The sequence below is a fragment of the Vogesella mureinivorans genome, from assembly GCF_007644035.1.
Classification (GTDB): domain Bacteria; phylum Pseudomonadota; class Gammaproteobacteria; order Burkholderiales; family Chromobacteriaceae; genus Vogesella; species Vogesella mureinivorans.
This window is the reverse complement of record NZ_VMTV02000966.1, coordinates 1-18,976: the sequence shown is the minus strand read 5'-3', so window position 1 is coordinate 18,976 and position 18,976 is coordinate 1. Positions and strand designations below refer to the sequence as shown.

The following is an 18,976-nucleotide window of genomic DNA, read 5'->3' as shown; positions in this document are numbered from 1 at the left end:
TATAGCAAGCTCACGTGTTTTGCCACGTTTAGCTTGACACTTTAGCATCCACTTCCGAAAATACAGCACATAAAGCTTTTATTTAAAATACTTAGAACTACTGCTTAATAATAAACTGTTCAATTATCACAGTATCCAATGAGGCTCTCATGAACTTCCGCCCTAAACGCATCACCGGCAGTACGCTTATCGCCTTGCTGGCTCTTTCGTTACCCATGACCAGCCACGCATTGGAGCTGAAAGACACGATTGAGCAAACCTTGAAGAACAATGCGGAAGTTCGCATGAAGTGGCACACGTTCCGTGCCAGCCTGGAAGAGCGTGGCATTGCAGAAGCCGGCTTCAAACCCACGGTTGATCTAAGCTACGCCACTGCACGGGAAAAAAACAAGACCCCCACTTCTACCGGCGGCACCAGCACCAACAACTTCACTCGCCATGGCTATAACCTGGCCCTGAGCCAGAACCTGTTTGCTGGTTTCATCACCACCAACCAGGTAAAACAGCTCGACTATACCAGCCGTGCCCGCTACTTCGAATACCTGGCAGCCGCCGAGCTGCAAGGCCTCGAATCGGTACGTGCTTTTGTTGACGTGGTGCGCTACAGCAAGCTGGTCAATATCGCTGAAGAAAACTATGCCATTCACAAAGGCATCTACGAACAGATTCTGCAGCGCGTTACCCAAGGGGTTGGCCGCCGCGTGGATCTGGAGCAGATCGCTGGCCGCCTGGCGCTGGCAGAATCCAATCTGGTTAACGAGCTATCCAACCTGAATGATGTCTCCGCCCGCTATGCCCGCATTACCGGCGAAGCACCAGCCAACGAGCTGAAGCTGCCAGGGCTGAACCTGGGGCTGATCCCGCCAGCCAATGAGCTGATGGTTCTGGCTGACAAAAACAACCCGTCGCTGCAAGCTGCCCGTGCGTTTTACCGTGCAGCCGAAGCAGAAATCGATGTCCGCCGTGGTGCTTTCTCCCCCACGCTGGATCTGCGAGCCAACAAGGCCGCCACAAATAACAAGGACGGCGTAAAAGGCCGTACCAATGAACAAGCCATCGAGCTGGTCATGAATTTGAACCTGTATCGTGGCGGTGCCGACCGTGCACGCCTGGCTTCGGCCACCGAGCGCCGCGACGAAGCTGAAGCACTGGGCGTAAAAGCCTGCCGTGACATGCGACAGCAAGTCTCCATTGCGTACAACGACTCGGTACGTATCAGCAGCCAGCTGGAATCACTGCGTCAGCATCAGCTGTCCACCGAGAAAGCACGCGATGCGTATCGCAAGCAGTTCGATATCGGCCAACGTACCCTGCTGGACATGCTGGACAGCGAAAACGAGCTGTTCGAATCGCGCCGCGAGCTATTGAATGCCGAGCTGAACCAGCAGCTAGCCACTTACCGTGTACTGGGTGAGTCTGGCCGCCTGATGGAAACCATGCAGCTCAAGCCAAAAGATGATGGCGCAGAGGTGAGTACCGATCTGACCGCGCCAAGCTGCCCGACCAACTATGTCGCCCCCACCCCGCTGGATGCGAGCAAGATCCGTGCTCGCTCCTTCAATACTGGCACCGAGCTGGCCCCGGTAGTGGCAAACACCACACCCGTAGCCACCACACGCGACATTACCGTCAATATGCAAGTGCAGTTTGACTTGAATTCGGCCAAGATTCGCCCAGAAAGCCTGCCAATGCTGGATCAGCTGGCTACCACACTGCAAATGCCACAACTGGCCCAGAAGCGCTTCCTGGTAGAAGGCCATACCGATAGCACAGGCAACCCGGCGTCCAATCTGGAGCTGTCGAAAAATCGGGCACAAAGCGTACAAAACTACCTGAGCAGCCGTGGCGTGCAAGCCAGCCGCATTGATAGCGTTGGCCGTGGCGACACACAACCCCTGCCAGGCAAAGCAGCCAATGACCCGCTCAACCGCCGCGTAGCCGTGGTCATGCAGGATGCCACAGGCGCACGCCCTGCACCGGTAACGGCAACCCGCGTAGCCCCAGCCCCAGCCAAGCCGGCGAGCGCACCACTGGTACGTCGCATTACACCAGCGGCACCCGCCACCAAGTAAGCCAGTAGCAAACGCAAAGCCCGCATCCTTGATGCGGGCTTTTTGCTTGCTGGCAACCACACGCCAACTTTATCTGCCAACCTGTCTACGCCCCACGGCATACCGAGAAGCTTGCCAAGCTTGACGCCTATGATTGGACAAAAGCGCTTATACCTTGAAACGTGTAATGCTGCGATCCAGCTCCTGTGACTGCTGCTTCAGGCCACCGGACAAACTGGTAGCCTCCGCCACAGCCAAGCGTGTCTGGTCGTTCATCTGGGCAATCTGCTCCATATTCTGCGCAATATCCTGGCTAGCCATGCGCTGCTCCTGGATAGCCTGCACCATCTCGGCAACTTTCTCCTGAGCCTGGATGGAAGACTGGAATATTTGCTGCAACGACTGCGCCACCTTACCCGTTCCCTCCACGCCACTTTCTACCAATGTATTGGCCTGCTGCATGTTCTGGAACGCCTGCTGTGTATCATGCTGCACACCGGCAATGCGGCTGGAAATTTCTGTTGTCGCCTGGCTGGTGCGCTCGGCTAGCTTGCGCACCTCGTCGGCCACCACCGCAAAACCACGCCCGGTTTCCCCGGCTCGCGCCGCCTCGATGGCAGCATTTAGTGCCAACAAATTGGTCTGGTCGGCAATCTCGCGAATCACGCTCACAATATTGCCAATCTCGCTAGAACGCTGGTTCAAGCTATCAATCGTGCCGGAAGTCTGGGCAATACTCTGGGCAATATGCTGAATCTGGCTAGCCGCCGTTTGTGCCATATCGCTGCCGGCACGTGCATCGGTAGCCGTCTGGCGCGACTGCAGCTCCACCCCTTCTGCATTATCGGCCAACACACTGACACTCACCGTCAACTGCTCCACCGCTGCCGCACTGGCCGACGCAGCGTTCGACTGATTGACTGCCGCATCATGAATAGCATGACTCACACCAGACAAACGGTCCGATGCCCCCACCAGCTTGGCAGAATGCTGGTGCGATTCGCTAATCAGCTCGCGCACCGTCACAATCAGGTGATTCAGCGCCTGCCCCGTGCGGCCAAGCTCATTGCGGCCATAATCCGGAATAGCCACAGACAGATCCTTGCTACTCGCCAACTGCTCGGCCAAAAGCGTCATCTCGCCCAAAGGCCGGCGGATGGACAGCGAAATAGCCACCGCCGCCCCCATGCCGGCCAACAAAGCCAGGGCACTCAGCGCCAGTAACAAGCTGCGCGACGAAACAATCTCGGCCTGCACCCCCTGCTGGCTTGCCACCGCCTGCGCGCTGGCATTCTCAACCAGTGAACGCGTAGTACTTTCCATGCCACGCACAGCATCCTTCACCGGCTCCAGCGCCTTGTTACCCTCTTGCGGCGTAGCCAAGCCACCCGCCTCAATCTGGCTGGCCACACTCTTGAGCCCACTCTCATAACGCGCCATCGCCCCCAGCAGCGACTTGATCGCCTCCTGCTCGGCAGTGCTCGCCAAGGCGTCTGCGGACTGCAGGTGCAGGCGTACTTTCTCTGCGCTGTCCTGCCATTTATCCAGATATTCTTTTCGCTTCTCTACACTCTGGATATTCAGCAGCAAGTCTTTCTCGTAGCGCCGCAAATTACCCACCTCCGCCCGAACCGACTGAATATGGTGGCTAAATGCCAGGCTACGGTTCACCAGGTCGTCCAGGCTCCCGCCAGCCCGGCCCAGCGCCAACAAGCTGCTACCCACAATCAACAACAAAACCAGCAACATGAACGCAAAGCCCATGCTGATGCGTGCTGTTACCGTAATATTTTTCAACATCGCCATCTCCTTATTCACCCCCCTGCACCGCTACCGTCATCACACACTGGGGCGCAGCGCAGGCACCACACCACACACATTCCGATACGTCGCCTCCGCCAGCTCGGCCAACGGTATACCGCGCAGCCCGGCCAATACCTCTGCGATACGCGGCAGGTTTTCAGGCCCGTTCGGCAGCCCCTGCCCCCACTCCGGCGCCATATCCGGGCCATCTGTTTCCAGCACTAGCGCAGACAGCGGCAAATCCGCGGCCAGGCGGCGTATACGCTGCGAGCCCTGATACGTCATGGCACCGCCAAAACCCAGGCAAAAGCCCAAATCGATAAACGCCTTCGCCTGCTGGGCACTGCCATTAAACGCATGCACCAGCCCGCCACGCACCCGCACCTGGCGCAAACACTTCAGCACCCGGTCCTGCGCACGGCGCACATGCAAAATCACCGGCAAATCAAAACGACGCGCCAGCCTGAGCTGCGCCAGCAAAAGCGCCTCCTGCTGCTGCGCATCCAGCCCGGGCACGTAGAAATCCAGCCCGCACTCCCCCACGGCCACCGCCCTGCCCTGCGCCAGATACTGCTCCAGAACATGCAGGTGCTCTGCCGTGTGGCTGGCCAGATAAAGCGGGTGCAAACCCAGCGCCACATCCATGCCAAACGCTGCCGCCACCCCCAAGGCCCGCTCAAACGACCCCGCCGCCACCGCAGGCACAATGGCATGCGCCACCCCGCCAGCCCGAGCCAATGCCCAACGCTGTGCGGCATCCGCAGCAAACTCTGGTGCGTCAAAATGCAGGTGGGTATCAATTAATGGCATACGTTTGCATCAATGAATTTGGCCGCGGAGTATAAGCTAAACAGTGATAGTGTAGACCACGCACGCCATTTCTCACCTTAATATCGATAAATAATCAATTGGGCATCTATTTGTTTTACATAGATTTTACTTAATTATTTTCGAAATAAATTTTTCATAAAACCCATTATGGTTAAAACACAGCAAGACAGGCCAAAAGCCAGACAAAGCAAATAACGATTCACTGCACAGCACGCCATAGCGCCAGACACCCCCCCATACAGCCCACCCCAGGGCACCAGCACCTCAAACCGCCATACCAAGGCATGAGTCTGCCGTACCCCACCACCCAGCCCGCCCTGCGCGGGCATTTTTATTGCGGCCGGCCCCTGCGGCCAACCTTGCCACGCCATACCGGCTGCCACCTTACCTGCCCCGCCTGCCTGCTGTGCCATCGCTGCATCAGCGCTACCTAAGTTCAGATCTTTTCAACCCAGACCTATGACAATAGAAAACGGTTTATGGCAATATCACATCATAGTCAGTGGCTTTAGTGCTTTTGGGTAGCGCAGTAGTACACAGCCAAAACCATAGGTAGCGGCCAACATCCCGCTAAGTGGTTGATGGTTGAGAACAAGCCGCCCACGGTTTGCCCTGCGTTGCCCACGGTGCCATTTCTGTACCGTTTCCCTTCTTTCTTCTCTTTCTTTTAAAAAACAGAGAGATAGAGAAAGGCAGCGAGGAAAAAGAAAAACAAGCCATCCACGGAATCGGCCACAGCATGCCAAGCGCATACGCAGTTTCGCACAGGCAAAGCGTGGAAACCGTGGAGAGCCTCATGCTTTCAAAGCATTGATTTTGTTGGGTTTTGTGGAGACATCCACGAAATGCGAGAACCACCCACAAACAAACCGTGGGCACGTAAGCCTTGCCAAGCAAGGGCTTCAGGCCTTATCCACGGTTTTTGGGGAAATTTTGGTGTGTGTGGGAGTTTAGCTGCTTGTCGGCCAAAGCAGACCTCCACGGGCCTGTCCTGAATGTCCCTTTGAGGCGGTATACCGGCCGTTGCTATGACGCAACGTAGAATGTCAACTTTCTGCCACAAGGACGCATTTTGTCGATCTGAAACGCAAAATTTATGCCCCTAATTGCTGACTCAAAACCTCTGTTCGGTCCCGACTCACCTGCACAATGCTTGATTGACATGGAAAATGGCACGGCATGAATAGCCTTGTCCCGGCCGAACGTAAGTAGTAGTCACCGCGCCATGTCGCATTCGAATGCTGTCTAGGGGACTGAGAGATCAACGTGCCTGACGAAGTGCCCGCGTACGAGGTAGGCCGGCCCACTATGAGCATGCAAAAGCATGCAGCTGACGCAGAGCACCCTGAGAAGGGCATACTTCAACTAATCATTTTGCATTAAATATTGGTATCATCATGCCCGAATTGAATATGAGTAATTTCCAGAAGCACATCCATGAGATGGAGATGGCACTTTCTGCAGCAGAGATCGTAATGGAGGGACAGAAACACCTCCTAACGGCTCGAGACCATCTCGCGCAGGCCATTGCCAGTGTATGCGGGATGCCAGATGCCGCTAGCGGTGAATTTTCTAGTCTCATTGATGCAGCCACTCATACCATTAAGGGCAGACGGGAATCAGCGATACTAATCGTGCGTGCTCTTTCTGTAGAAGGATTGCTACCATTTGAAAATGATAACTTGCTCGAACGCAAGGTTGTTGCATTAGTTGAAGATGGCTTTGGGGACCAGTGCAAAAGCTTAAAGTTGACAGAGAAGCGCCAGACTTTTGAGAAGATAAATGCGTTAAAAGGGTTTCACGAGATAATCTGTACCAATTTGCAGGTGCTTAAAGAATTGCCTGCCACGCTTGCTGAGATTGATAGCGCAAAAGCAGATATTCAAAAAGCTATCAAAATGGGTTTAACCAATGCCTACCTACAACCTTACGAATGGAATACATTTAAGGTCAAGATTAATCATATTTGCGAGAAGATTGCAGAGCTTGTGACGTGCAGGGATGCAACCTATAAAACGCAATTTGATCACTTGACCGAAGCTTGTTTAGATCTTAAGAATATCACTATTCTCTCTCCTTCATTTTTAAATAGAAATTTCATCTCACCCTTCGTAGAACGAGTGAGTTCCGCACTACAAGAGCTTCAAAAAGGAGCTGTTGACCAATTTAACTGTACTATCGAGCCTCGTCGAAAACCTCCTCACTTGGCTGAAAAGCGCTACCCATTACATCAGCTTAACAAGCTACTCACAATTACAATTCCCTTGGTTAATCATGGCCCAGGTATGGCGGTTGATGTAACGGTAGAATTAGACTGTGGAAATGGCAACGCAATTATTCTTGAGAGTGAAGAAATACGACTAGGCGATATCCCCCCGGGAGAGTTTGCTGTTTCATTCAAGGCACTAGTGGTAGAGCCTGCCCGTTCGGTAGATATGGCGATGCAGTTAAATTGGAATGAGCTATTTGGAGAAACAAAATCGATTGCAGTTGATGTCCGTCTTACTGCTCAAGATGCAACTGTGGATTGGGTGCGGCTTGAGCAGATGGATCCTTATAGCCTGGAGGTTGCAGAAGGTGATAAATTTGTTGGTAGAACTGCAAAGATCCAAGCTATCGGCAATAGATTGCTGAAGGCTCAAATGAGCTCAACATATATTACAGGGCAAAAACGGATTGGCAAAACTTCATTGGCTCAAGCTGTATTGCGTTACATCAGTGCACATGCAAAAGCTCCAGCGAATTATATAGCTTTCTATCTCGAATGGGGTGAATACTGTGCAGCGGATGCGGCCGGCACTGTAAAAACCCTTGGTGAACAGATTTATACTTTTATGCGTTTTCATCTGCCGGGGGGTATTGAAGCTCCAATGCCAGTTTTTGATGGAACGCTTGCGCCTCTAAATGTGATAGCAAAGCTACTGGAGACAAACTGCCCCGAAAAGCGCTTTGTGATTGTTCTTGATGAGTTTGATGAAATCCACCCAGAGATGTATCGCTACGGGCCATTAGCCGAAGCGTTCTTTGCTAACCTTCGAACGCTAAGTGCCCGCAAAAATCTAGCCTTCATTTTGGTTGGTGGCGAAAAAATGCCATTTATCATTGGGGCGCAAGGAGATCAACTGAACAAATTTGTTCGGGAACCCCTTGATTATTTTTCTCGGAGCGACGAATGGACGGACTATGTATCATTGGTTGTTGATCCAAGCAGGGATAGCTTAAACTGGGAAGAGTCGGCTCTTAGTGAATTATTCAGTTTGACAAATGGACATCCATATTACACTAAATTATTGTGCGCCAAGATTTTCTCTACTGCAGTTGCACAAAGAGATACCGAGATAATTGTGACCGATGTGAGGCATGCGTTAAATGGTAGGGTCGCCGAGCTTGATACGAATGCATTCGCTCATTTCTGGAAAGATGGCATCAATGCGGAACGTGAAAAAGCTGAAGTAATTGAACTGAAGAGACTGCGTGTGCTTGTCGCCTTTGGCCGTGCACTAAGATCCGAAATTCCAAACAGAAGTGCAATATCAGAGCAAATCAGCAGTAGCATGCTTGATCCAAGTAATATTGGGCCAATAGTAGAGGATTTCTGCCGACGTGACATTATGCGGGAAATAAATGGCGAAATCACCATGCTTCTGCCAATTTTTCAGCGTTGGGTTAAAGATGTTGGCGTAACCAAACTAATAGCCAGTACGTTGGGAGATGATTTGGAATGCCAGTTACAGAAGGCAAATGACTCGGCCTACGTAAAAGCAGGGGAGATTGAAGAGCTCGTAAAAGAGTGGCCATTGTATAGGGGGCGTGAAGTCACAGGAGAGTCTGTAAGAGCATGGCTTGATCAGGTTGCCGAGATACAAGATCAGCGCCTACTTTTCACAATTTTACAAAATTTAAAGTTTGTGACCATGCCGCAGATTTCAGAGCTCCTTAGAAATGCACACAATCGCATAGTCGCTCGCGAAATACCTCCACTTTTACGTGAGAGTAAAACAACAAAGCGACGTGATCTGATAGTCACGTACTTGGATGGCCCTGGCAAAAGTGGTGCAACCTATGCAAAGGCATATGCAAAAGAGAATGGCCTGTTGATGGATTCTGTTATAGAACCAGGAAAAGTGCTTCGCCGCCTTAGCTCAGAAGACGAGCGGCCAAATGCATTAGTTGTCGTTGATGATTTATCTGGTACAGGTAAAACAATTGCCAGCGCTCTTGAACCGTTACTCGAAGGGGAAGTTGGGTGTTACCTATCCACTCATCAAATACCATTTTTTATTGTTATCCTATTCTCAACAGAAGAAGCTGAAGCCAACATTCAATTGGCACTTAATAATTTCTCTAAATTTAAATCATTCTTACATTCCTGCGAGATATTGACTGATGAGAATCGAGCATTCCGAGATGACGAAATTGGATTCTGGAAAGATGCACAAATGCGTGACCGAGCGAAAGCGTTGTGTAATAGATTAGGCAATGGTCTTTATAAAGAACCATTGGGGTTCGGTTCACAGTCACTGCTAATATCATTTCCTGATACTTGTCCGAATAACTGCCTCCCTGTTATTTTCGCCTCACGAACTGGGGCGAGCCAGTGGACAGCATTGTTACCACGTCCAACATCTTAAATTGGTATTTTGGCATATGCGGGACAATAAATCTCTGGAAAATATACTCGCCGACAACTTTACAAAAAAGTTAGATTTAAGCTATTCAACGGTGGAAAATGAAACTACAAAAGCAGACGCTTAACTGCCATGAGTTAATTTTCTCCTTGACTGATTTTTATCCGTGGACTAATGACTGAGTCGACAGGGCCACTGCGATACCTACCGTTGAACGCTTTCAATAACGAAGGCTTGGGTTGGGTGATAGTGGGGCTTCTCACGTCAGTGCGTTGACCTACGACTTCTGTGCAACGGTAATGGCCGGTATGTGTCCCGAACGGATGCTCCTGGCTGGTTGGATGGATGACCGCTAAGGCCGAATAACAGTCAAAGTATCGGCATATACATCTACCACTCAACCACCAACAAAATCCGCCCACCATTGCATCATCTTCCTGCGTTCGTCCAAATACTCGGCGCGGTGGTAGGCGGCACGCACCTTGTTGCGCTCGGCGTGCGCCAGCTGGCGTTCGATCACATCCGGGTCGAAATCTTCCTCGTTCAGCGTGGTAGCGGCCAACGCAGGGAAGCCATGCGGTGTGGCGGTGCCTTGCTAGCCCATGCGGCTCATGGCATAGCTCAAGATGTTTTTGCTGATCGGCTGGCTATGGTCCGTCATGGCAGGCAACAGCTGTAGGCCGTGGCCGGCCAAGGGCTGCAGCACCAGGCGGGATAGCGGCACGGGATGTGGCTGGCGCATCTTGATGCACTCGGCCGGGGTGGGCGATTTGGCGGGCGGATAAGCGCCCGCATTAGCAGGTGCATGGCGATATGCGTGGGCTGCCAGGTTGGCCGCACGCAGCCGGCAGGGGCGGTGCTCTGCCTGGTACACGGCGCGCCGCGGCCGCTTTGTGGCGGTGTCGGCCAGTGACACGGCATGGTACACATGCCACGGCAGATGCTGCCGGCCGGTGCAGGACAACAAAAAACCCGCAGAGCTTTGTGCTGTGCGGGTTTGATGAACTGCTTGGGATGCTGCTGGACTTTCTCGTGGTGCCCGGGGCCGGACTCGAACCGGCACACCTTGCGGCGGGGGATTTTGAGTCCCCTGCGTCTACCGATTTCGCCACCCGGGCGAGAAAATCAGAGAGGCGCAGTATAGACGTGCCTTGGCGGCTTGTAAATATCACTCTGTGCTTTTGAGCTTCAGCGCGCAGTCATACAGCTGTTTTTTGTTCAGGTCGTAGTGTGCGGCTACGATGCCGGCGGCCTGTTTGGTGGGCAGTACGGCAGCCAGCTCGGCCAGCAGGGACAGGGCGGCGGCGGGGAGTGCGTCGTCTTCGGTGGCAACTTGCGGGGCGGCGTCGATAATCAGCACGCACTCGCCACGCTGCTGGTTGCTGTCGCTGCGGATGCGGGCCAGCAGCTCGCCGGCGGGCAGGCGCAAGAAGGTTTCGAAGGTTTTGGTGAGCTCGCGGGCCAGTACCAGCGGGCGATCCGGGCCCAGGGTGGCCACGATGTCTTCTACGCAGTCCAGAATGCGGTGCGGTGCCTCGTAGCACACTACGGCGTAATCGGCCTGCGCCCATTGCTGTACGGTTTTGCAGCGTGCGCCTTGCTTGGGCGGCAAAAAGCCGTGAAACAGGAAGCGTGCGGTTTCCAGGCCGCTGGCAGACATGGCGCCCACTACGGCCGAGGCGCCCACAATCGGCACCACGCGCAGGCCGGCGGCCCATACGGCTTCGGCCAGGCGTGCGCCGGGGTCGGAGATGCCGGGGGTGCCGGCATCGGAAACCTGCACCACGATCTTGCCTTCTTCCAGCCAGCGAATCACGTTGGCCGCCATCTCGCGCTCGTTATGTTCGCGCAGGCTTATCAGCTTTTTGCTGATGCCGTAGGCGCTAAGCAGGCTGCCGGTCACGCGGGTATCTTCGGCCAGCACAATATCGGCGGCGTGGAACCCGGCAATGGCGCGTACGGTCACATCAGCCAAATTTCCAATGGGCGTTGCCACCACATATAATGCCCTTTCGACAAACGTTTCCCGAGCAGAATTCATCAAGTGATCAAGCGCTGTCTGCACGTTTTGGCTCCATGGTTATCCGGCTCTGCCGTCTTGTTGGCGGCAAGTGTAGCGATTGCACAATCCCCGGGCTACATACTTCAACAAAATCAGGCTTCAATGCAGCCTGTTCCCACGAAAGGTACCGCGGCCACCGCTACGCCTGCTGCGGCCAACCCCGTGGCAGTGCCCGCCAAAGTGCCAGCCAAAACCAAGGGCGTGCATCTGGGGCTGATGCTACCGGTGGACTCCAGCCAGCTGGGGGAAGCCGCACAGGTGGTGAAGGCCGGTTTTGATGCGGCGGCCAGCGCGGATGGCAGCGTGGCCACCAGTTTTGTGGCCCTGCGCGACGAAAGCGATACGGCTGCGGCTTACCAGCAGCTGGTGGCCAACGGTGCTACGTTCATCGTGGGCCCGCTTACCCGCCAGGGTGCCGCCAGGGTAGCCGCCAGCAGCAAGCTGCCCACGCTGGTACTGAATGCGCTGGATAAGGCCCCGCCAGCAGGCAGCAAGGTGTGGAGCCTGTCGGTAACAATAGAAACCGAGGCCCAGCAGATTGCCCGCATGATGCGCGACGATGGCAGCCAGCAGCCGCTGATCCTGTTTAATAACGACAACTTGTCCCAGCGTTTGCGCCAGGCATTTGCCGAAGAATGGCGTAGCCGTACCGGCAAAGTCGCGCGCGAGTTGAACGTTTCAGCCCTGGCTGCAGACCAACTGGATAACGAGCTGCGTATTGCCGACGCGGTTTTTCTGGCACTGGATAGCAAAGAAGTCGAAGCTACCCGCGCCGTGCTGAACCCGGACCTGCCCGCCTACGCTACCTCGCTGGCCAATGTACACAAGCCTGGCCCGGCGCTAACGGGCTTGCGGCTGATTGATATGCCCTGGCTGCTGATACCGAACCACCCCGAAACGCGGCAGATTGCCCGCCCGGCCAACCCGCTCAACAAAGCCACCGAGCGTTTGTACGCGCTGGGTATCGATGCCTACCGCCTGGCTGCGGCGCTGGCCAGCAATAATAACCCTGGCCAGATACGTTTGGGCGGGGTCAGTGGTGACCTGCGCATCGGCAAGGGCTGGGTCGTCCAGCGTGATTTGCCTGGCAGTATCGTTGGCGCCCAGTAATGAGCCGGGCAAGCGGCGACCTGTTTGAAGACCAGGCCTGTGCGTTTTTGCAGGCACAAGGCCTGGCCTTGGTGGCCCGCAACTGGCATTGCCGCTTTGGCGAGATAGACCTGATCATGCAGGACGGCAAATACCGGGTATTTGTCGAAGTGCGCGCCCGCAGCAGCCACCAGTATGGCGGTGCAGCGGCGAGCATCAGCCCGGCAAAATGCCGCAAATTGCAGGCGGCGGCCAACCTTTACCTGAGCCAGCACCACCTCAACAGCCCCTGCCGTTTTGACGCAGTGCTGTTTGAGGGCACCGCACCACCGGTATGGCTCAAGAACATCATCAGCTAGGCGCTGCGCCGGCTGAGTACAAAGGATAGACGATGGATTTGATCGATCGCGCCAGCGGGCATTTCCGCGAAAGCATCGCTACCCAACAGCTGGTCATGGACGAGCTGGCACCCGCCATCGCAGTAGCTGCCGAAAAAATGGTGGCCAGCCTGATGAACGAAGGCAAGATCCTGGCCTGCGGTAACGGCGGCGGCGCGGCCGTGGCCCACCATTTTGTTACCAGCATGCTGGGGCACTTCGAAAAAGAACGCCCGGGCCTGGCTGCCATGTCGCTGTCGCACGATAGCCCGGCGCTCACGGCCATTGGCAACCATTACGAGTTTGACCTGATCTACTCCAAGCAGGTACGGGCCATAGGCCACCATAACGACCTGCTGCTGGTGATTACCAGCTCCGGCCAGTCTGCCAATATCGTGGAAGCCATCTACGCTGCCCACGAGCGCGGCATGAGCGTGATTGCGCTGACCGGCAACGACGGGGGCCAGGTAGCCGAAATCCTGTCACCCGAAGACCTGCACCTGAACGTGGCGGTAACACGCACTGCCCGTATTCAGGAAATACACCTGCTGGTTATCCACGCCCTGTGCGATGCCATCGATTACATGCTGCTGGGAGGAGACTGAATGACACCCCGCCTGATAAGCCTGACCGTTGCCACCCTGATGGCGGCCAACCTGAGCGCCTGCTTCCCCCTGGTGGCTGGCGGTGTGGCCGCCAGTGCCCTGGTGGTAACCGACCGACGCACCAGTGGTACCTATGTAGAAGACCAGGGTATCGAGCTGAAAGCGGTGCGCCAGCTCAGCGAGCGTTTTGCCGGCAGCCACGTGAATGCCACCAGCTATAACCGCGCCGTTCTGCTGACCGGCGAAGCGCAAAGCGAAGCGCAGAAAGCCGATATCGAGCTGATGACACGGGGTATTCCCAATGTCAGACGTGTCTACAACCATCTGGTTGTCGCCCCGGTCACCACGCTGGCACAGCGCAACAACGACACCTGGCTTACCACCAAGGTACGTACCCGCCTGCTGGAAGGCCAGGGCTACCCGCCCAATGCCATCAAGGTTGTCACCGAGCGCGGCGTGGTTTACCTGCTAGGCCTGGTCAGCGATGCGGAAGGCGAAGCGGCCGCGCAGGTAGCGGCCAAAACCGCCGGCGTGCGCCAGGTGGTGACCCTGTTCGACCCGATTACCGCACCGTAAGCGCTATCCCAAACAAAACACCGGGCCCAGGCCCGGTGTTTTGCTGTATGCACTACCCGCGTTTACTTGGGCAGCATCACGTCCGAACACAGTACGTGCATTTGCTCGTCGATCTCGATCGCCATCGACAGGGTCACACAGGTGCGCGTGTCCGTCATGGACAGGTAGGGCTCGCTCATATACAGCACACCGGGTTGGTCAATCGCGTGCTGGAAGTAAGTACGGCGCGACCATACCGCGCCGGTGGTGTCTTCCAGCGGGGCAAAGCGCAGGCGGTTTACCTCGGACAATTCGCGCACATTCAGGTTACGGCCCAGCTGGCGGCCTTCCTGATCCAGCAAGAAGCAGCGAATCACGTCCGGCAGGTTCAGCATGGGCTGTGCGGCCAACCTGAACTCGTTACCCTGCATCAGGGCAATGGCGGTTTGCACAAAGGCCTGGCGCGATAGCTCCAGCTGGCGGCGGTTCAGCTTGCGGCGCAGCAGCTCGCGGTTCATCAGCTCGTCCCACTTGGCGTCCAGCCGCGGGGTAATCTGCTCGTCGCGGTCTGGCACCACGGCGGGCATGGCCACATAGTAGCCCTGCACCAGATCGCAGCCGGAATCCAGCGCTACCACCACATCAGATTCGCTTTCCACCCCTTCCACCACCACCAACGCACCAATTTCGTGCATTAGCCGAACCAGGCGCGACAAAAGCGTGCGTGTACGCTGCTGGTTAACCGCACTGCGCAGCAGGTGGCGGTCAAACTTGATGAAGTCCGGCTCCAGGCTGCACACGCGGTCCAGGTTGGAGTGGCCGACACCAAAATCATCAATCGCCAGCAAGCAGCCCTGCTCGCGCAGCAGCGCCACGCCTTCCAGCAGGCCGGCATCCAGCTCCAGCGCCTGCTCCAGCACCTCCAGCACAATCAGCTGCGGCGGGATGCCCGAGTCGGCAATGATCTGCTGCAGCTGCTGCACATAGTTCAGGTCGGCCAGCGTTACCGCGTCGATGTTGAGAAACAGCCAGCGCTGGGCTGCCGGTGTGCGGGCAAAGTGCTGGCAATGGGCGCGTACTACGGCCAGGTCCATAGCGGCACGGTCATCACGGCGGATATAGCGCTCGTACACCTGTGGCGGGCTCAGCGCCATGCCTTGCTCGGAGGCACGCAGCAGCGCCTCCATCCCCACGGTACGGCGGTGGGCCAGGCTATAAATGGGCTGAAAATGGGAGTCTAGCGACAAGCCATCCCGCATCGGTAAGTTTTCCACAGCAGCGCTCCAGCGAAAGATAGGGGCAGTATAGCAATTGCCGTTCCAGTGTATTGAAACTTGGCCGCATAGGGTGTCACGTTTGGTACAGGTATAGAAAAAGAGCCGGCAAGCCGGCTCTTTTGTCACACACCCCTATCACACACCCGGTTTACTGGTCGGTTTTCAGGTTGTTTTTCAACAGCTCGGTAATCACCTGCTGGTCTGTGCTACCCAGGCTGCCCAGCGCTACATCCTTCAGCAGAATGCTTTGGTCGGTCACGCTGGCTGCGTTGGCACCGTTACCGGTAAAGGCACCGCTGCTGCTGATCTGTACCAGCGTATCGTTACCACTGGCCGAGAAGTGCAGGTACTGGGTCAGGTTACCGCTGTTTTCACCCTGCAGCAGGTCGCGCAAGTCGAGCACATCGCCACCGACACCGGTCTTGAAGTCGGTGATGGTGTCTTGTGCCGGGCTACCTGCTGTACCACGGTCCGCCAGGCTCCACTGGAAGGTATCCACCCCCAGGCCACCTGTCATGGTGTCGTTACCGGCGCCGCCAATCAGGGTGTCGTTACCGGCACCGCCATCCAGCAGGTCGTTACCGCTACCGCCGCGCAGGGTATCCGTGCCATCCGCGCCATACAGCTTGTCATGGCCGGCACCACCGTCGATCACATCGTTACCGTCACGGCCCAGGATCAGGTCCGGCGCGGCAGTACCCGTCAGGGTTTCGCTGGCGGTAGTACCGATGGTGACGTTGGTCTTATCGACATACACGTTCACAGCAGACGACTGGGTATCGCCGTCGCGATCCGACACGGTGAAGTTCATGGTCTCGGTAATGCTGTTTGCTGCCAGCGTATCCGGTGCCTTGTAGGTGTAGGTACCTGCGTCCATGTCCACAATGAACTTGCCATTGTTGGCCGTGGTAATGGTCCAGGTCTTGGTGGTTGCATCAAACACGCCACCGGTCTGGGCCGTACCGTTGAACAGGTAAGCGCGACCAGCCACTTGCACCGAAGCGATATACGCGCCGCCATCGGCACCTACCTGACCGGACAACAAGCCACCGCTCACCAGCTGGCCGCCTACCGGCGCTTGTACGGTGCTACCCAGTACGCTATCGAGCTGATCAAAGCTCGATACTCGCACGCCGTCGGTATTCACCGAAGACTGGCCATCGTAGGCAATCGGGTGCAGGTAGGTGGTATCGGTAATACCCGAGCCCATGCCGATGGCAAACGATTTCACCTGGTTGCTCAGCAGGAAGTCTTTCCAGCTGGCTTCTTCGGTGGCCTGGATGCCGGAATCCACACCATCCGGCGAACCACCGTTACCGTTTTGGCTACCGGTCAGCGTGGTATCGCTACCGCTACCGAAAGTCGGCACGCCATCCGTGAAGAAATAGGCCACGTTCTGCGCATTACTCAGCTTGCCGCTGGTATTGAAGGCCGTCATGGTGGTGTTGAGCGCAGCATCGTAGTTGGTACCGCCACCGGCACTCAGTGTATCCAGATAGGTCTTGGCCTGTGCAATGGTCAGCCAGGTTGTACCCATCTGCGCCGTTTCGGCATCGCCACCAAATTTCACCAGGCTCACGCGCACATCACCAAACTCGTCGTAACGGTCGAGCAGGGTTTTCACCGAAGCAATGGCACTTTGCAGACGGGTCTGGCCACCCACACCGTCGGTTGCCGCCATCGAACCGGACACATCCAGCGTGATCAACAGGTTGGTGTTGGTCATGGCAATGTTGGCATCCTGGCTGGCAATGACAGCCGGGGCGTCGTCTTCAACATTCACCGTCAACGTACCGGTGGTAGATACACCACCTGCCGTGGCTTTCACGCCCACGCTCAGCGACAGCACGTTCTCGCCATTACCAGTGGCGTGATCTACCGGCTTCAGCAGGTTCACGGTGTACTTACCGCTGTTGTCGATAGTAATGGTTGCCACCGTCTGGCCACCCGCCGTTGCCGTCAGGGTGTTGGTGTTGTTGCCGCTCCAGCTCACGGTCTGGCCAGCACTGGTCAGTGCCGTGGTCGGTGCGGTCAGTACCACACTGCTGATGGCATCGCCATCCGGGTCAACAATCGACATGGTGCCAGTGGCAGTCTTGCTATTGGTGGTATCGCTCGGGCTGCCCGCGTTGTCTGCCAAGCCGCCGGCCAGGCCCTCTTCCGACACCGCAACCGTGGTAGCGGTAACCACTGGCGCATCCGCTACCGGGTTTACTTTCACGGTAACAGTAGCCGTATCGGTACCGCCCTTGCCATCCGACACGGTGTAGGTAAAGGTGGCATCGCCGTTGTAGTTGGCCGCAGGCGTAAACACGACCTTGCCGTTTACCAGCGCCACCGTACCATTGGTCGGGTTCTGTACCGACAGGATCTGCAGCGTATCGCCGTTCTGATCTTTGTCATTCCCCAGCAGGCTGGCAGGCTCAATGGTCAGCTGCGTGTCTTCCATGGTAATCAGCGGGCCGCTGCCATACTGCGAATTAACACCCAAGACCTGATAAGCACCGCCCTCAGGACGCAGCTCAGCCTTGAACACGGCATTGCCGCCCTGATCCCAATAGAAGATCTCGATATTCTGCTCACCACCCTGAGTGATGGTAAAGCTGGCGAACTCGCGCGTAGTCGGCGACTGGATACCGTCAAACTTGCCCACTTCCTGGCCGTTGATGCGAATCACGAAACCATCATCAGCATAAACGCGGAAGTTATAAGTACCGGGGGCCAGATTCACTTTACCGGTCATCTGCACAATGGCATCCGACGTGGTGTTGTAGTTGGCCGTAGTTTGCAGATTGCTACCACTACCACCCAGGAAGGTTGTCAGGTTGCCGGTAGTACCCAGATTATTGCTGATGGCAGTTTCGCCAAAATTCAGTGCATTGGTCTGGAATGTCGCTGTCGCGGCATTGTTCTTGGCAAAGGTCTCTACCTGGGCAATCGAGGTCAGGTTGCCACCGTCAGTCCCCTCACGATAACCCCAGTACTTGCTGGTCAGCGTGGTCATCACGTACTTGTCGTCGATCGCATCCGGTGCATTGTTCAGTGTCAGGTTATTACCCGTACCGGCATTGCCTGCCAGGTCGGTATAGCTGCCATTGCCCACAGTCACTACCGGCTGCGCCGTTCCGCTCTGCGTCATGGTGGCGGTCCAGGTCTTGCCGCCGTCAGCCGTCGCCAATGTTGCAGCATTCAGCGTGCCACCCGTAATGGCCACATCGCTGGCCGTAAAGCCGGTGACAGCCTCGCTGAAGGTAAAGGTCAGCGTTACGGTTTCACCCGGCGACAAGGTGCCATCGTTCGCAGTAATCACCAGCGACGGGGCACTGGTGTCGACGGTGTAACCCTCGGTGTCGCTGGCGGTGCTGCTGTTGCCTGCGGCATCGGTGGTGGTGACGCTGGCGTTGATGGTCTTGTCGCTATCGGCCACCAGGTCAGCGCCCGGTACGTTGATGCTGAAGGTGTTACCCGCCAGTACCTGACCGCTGAAGGTCTTGCCGTTCACGGTGAGGGTAACGGTGTCGCCTACTTTGACATCGCCGCCTACGGTGCCGCTTACCGGAATCTGCTGGCCGGCTTCGGCTGCATTGATCACGTCATCGGTGGTGATGTTGGCGTTCAGGGTGATGCTGGCGTTTGGTGCCGTTACATCAACGCTGTAACCCTCGGTGTCGGTGGCAGTGGTGCTGTTGCCGGCCGCA

13 protein-coding genes and 1 tRNA gene are annotated in these 18,976 nt (G+C 56.0%); 6 read left to right on the top strand and 8 right to left on the bottom strand.

Annotated features, from left to right (window positions below):
* The first annotated feature begins 149 nt into the window (after window positions 1-149).
* Entirely contained in the window at window positions 150-2,072 is a 1,923-nt protein-coding gene (locus tag FLQ44_RS21425) for a TolC family outer membrane protein (protein ID WP_206209054.1), read from the top strand.
* 147 nt (window positions 2,073-2,219) lie between these two features.
* Here the strand turns inward: FLQ44_RS21425 and FLQ44_RS21420 are convergent, their stop codons facing one another.
* Both FLQ44_RS21420 and FLQ44_RS21415 read right to left on the bottom strand, forming a co-directional pair.
* On the bottom strand, window positions 2,220-3,851 hold the full coding sequence (locus tag FLQ44_RS21420) for a methyl-accepting chemotaxis protein (protein WP_170253058.1): 1,632 nt from the start codon (window positions 3,849-3,851) through the stop codon (window positions 2,220-2,222).
* A 39-nt stretch (window positions 3,852-3,890) separates the two neighbouring features.
* Window positions 3,891-4,664 (bottom strand): TatD family hydrolase, encoded by a 774-nt coding sequence (locus FLQ44_RS21415; RefSeq protein WP_147695983.1) that lies wholly within the window; start codon window positions 4,662-4,664, stop codon window positions 3,891-3,893.
* Between the two features lie 1,418 nt (window positions 4,665-6,082).
* Here FLQ44_RS21415 and FLQ44_RS21410 point away from each other — a divergent pair.
* Window positions 6,083-9,316, top strand: a complete 3,234-nt coding sequence (locus FLQ44_RS21410; RefSeq protein ID WP_147695982.1) for a phosphoribosyltransferase-like protein — start codon at window positions 6,083-6,085, stop codon at window positions 9,314-9,316.
* 394 nt (window positions 9,317-9,710) lie between these two features.
* Here FLQ44_RS21410 and FLQ44_RS23905 read toward each other — a convergent pair whose 3' ends face one another.
* The 4 genes from FLQ44_RS23905 to rsmI form a co-directional block, all read right to left on the bottom strand.
* The gene (locus FLQ44_RS23905; protein ID WP_170253057.1) at window positions 9,711-9,875 is read right to left on the bottom strand and encodes a tyrosine-type recombinase/integrase; all 165 of its coding nucleotides are present in this window, start codon (window positions 9,873-9,875) and stop codon (window positions 9,711-9,713) included.
* Window positions 9,876-9,908: 33 nt separating this feature from the next.
* On the bottom strand, window positions 9,909-10,229 hold the full coding sequence (locus FLQ44_RS21405; protein WP_147695981.1) for a hypothetical protein: 321 nt from the start codon (window positions 10,227-10,229) through the stop codon (window positions 9,909-9,911).
* A gap of 117 nt (window positions 10,230-10,346) precedes the next feature.
* Window positions 10,347-10,431, bottom strand: a tRNA-Leu gene (locus FLQ44_RS21400).
* 50 nt (window positions 10,432-10,481) lie between these two features.
* Window positions 10,482-11,354: a 16S rRNA (cytidine(1402)-2'-O)-methyltransferase gene (rsmI, locus tag FLQ44_RS21395; RefSeq protein WP_206209051.1), complete on the bottom strand. Its 873-nt coding sequence runs from the start codon at window positions 11,352-11,354 to the stop codon at window positions 10,482-10,484.
* A gap of 123 nt (window positions 11,355-11,477) precedes the next feature.
* On the opposite strand from rsmI, the gene FLQ44_RS21390 reads away from it, so the two are divergent.
* From FLQ44_RS21390 to FLQ44_RS21375, 4 genes are read left to right on the top strand one after another with little or no spacing between them, the layout of a single operon-like run.
* The gene (locus FLQ44_RS21390) at window positions 11,478-12,485 is read left to right on the top strand and encodes a penicillin-binding protein activator (protein WP_147695979.1); all 1,008 of its coding nucleotides are present in this window, start codon (window positions 11,478-11,480) and stop codon (window positions 12,483-12,485) included.
* Window positions 12,485-12,823 (top strand): YraN family protein, encoded by a 339-nt coding sequence (locus FLQ44_RS21385; RefSeq protein ID WP_147695978.1) that lies wholly within the window; start codon window positions 12,485-12,487, stop codon window positions 12,821-12,823. The genes FLQ44_RS21390 and FLQ44_RS21385 overlap by 1 nt, the downstream gene beginning before the upstream one ends.
* Window positions 12,824-12,855: 32 nt before the next feature.
* A complete protein-coding gene (locus FLQ44_RS21380) occupies window positions 12,856-13,446 on the top strand; it encodes an SIS domain-containing protein (protein ID WP_147685248.1) in 591 nt (196 codons plus the stop codon).
* On the top strand, window positions 13,447-14,022 hold the full coding sequence (locus tag FLQ44_RS21375; protein WP_147695977.1) for a BON domain-containing protein: 576 nt from the start codon (window positions 13,447-13,449) through the stop codon (window positions 14,020-14,022).
* Between the two features lie 62 nt (window positions 14,023-14,084).
* Here FLQ44_RS21375 and FLQ44_RS21370 read toward each other — a convergent pair whose 3' ends face one another.
* Complete coding sequence (locus FLQ44_RS21370; protein ID WP_240801372.1) at window positions 14,085-15,275, bottom strand: sensor domain-containing phosphodiesterase; 1,191 nt, start codon at window positions 15,273-15,275, stop codon at window positions 14,085-14,087.
* A gap of 151 nt (window positions 15,276-15,426) precedes the next feature.
* Window positions 15,427-18,976 (bottom strand): Ig-like domain-containing protein (locus FLQ44_RS21365; RefSeq protein ID WP_147695976.1); only part of this gene is annotated, 3,550 nt, incomplete at its 5' end.

What these genes read in the sequence shown, in the direction of transcription:
- FLQ44_RS21425 (WP_206209054.1), top strand. Translation starts at nt 150, where the DNA reads ATGAACTTCCGCCCTAAACGCATCACCGGCAGTACGCTTATCGCCTTG.
- FLQ44_RS21420 (WP_170253058.1), bottom strand. Translation starts at nt 3,851, where the DNA reads ATGTTGAAAAATATTACGGTAACAGCACGCATCAGCATGGGCTTTGCG.
- FLQ44_RS21415 (WP_147695983.1), bottom strand. Translation starts at nt 4,664, where the DNA reads ATGCCATTAATTGATACCCACCTGCATTTTGACGCACCAGAGTTTGCT.
- FLQ44_RS21410 (WP_147695982.1), top strand. Translation starts at nt 6,083, where the DNA reads ATGCCCGAATTGAATATGAGTAATTTCCAGAAGCACATCCATGAGATG.
- rsmI (WP_206209051.1), bottom strand. Translation starts at nt 11,354, where the DNA reads ATGAATTCTGCTCGGGAAACGTTTGTCGAAAGGGCATTATATGTGGTG.
- FLQ44_RS21390 (WP_147695979.1), top strand. Translation starts at nt 11,478, where the DNA reads ATGCAGCCTGTTCCCACGAAAGGTACCGCGGCCACCGCTACGCCTGCT.
- FLQ44_RS21385 (WP_147695978.1), top strand. Translation starts at nt 12,485, where the DNA reads ATGAGCCGGGCAAGCGGCGACCTGTTTGAAGACCAGGCCTGTGCGTTT.
- FLQ44_RS21380 (WP_147685248.1), top strand. Translation starts at nt 12,856, where the DNA reads ATGGATTTGATCGATCGCGCCAGCGGGCATTTCCGCGAAAGCATCGCT.
- FLQ44_RS21375 (WP_147695977.1), top strand. Translation starts at nt 13,447, where the DNA reads ATGACACCCCGCCTGATAAGCCTGACCGTTGCCACCCTGATGGCGGCC.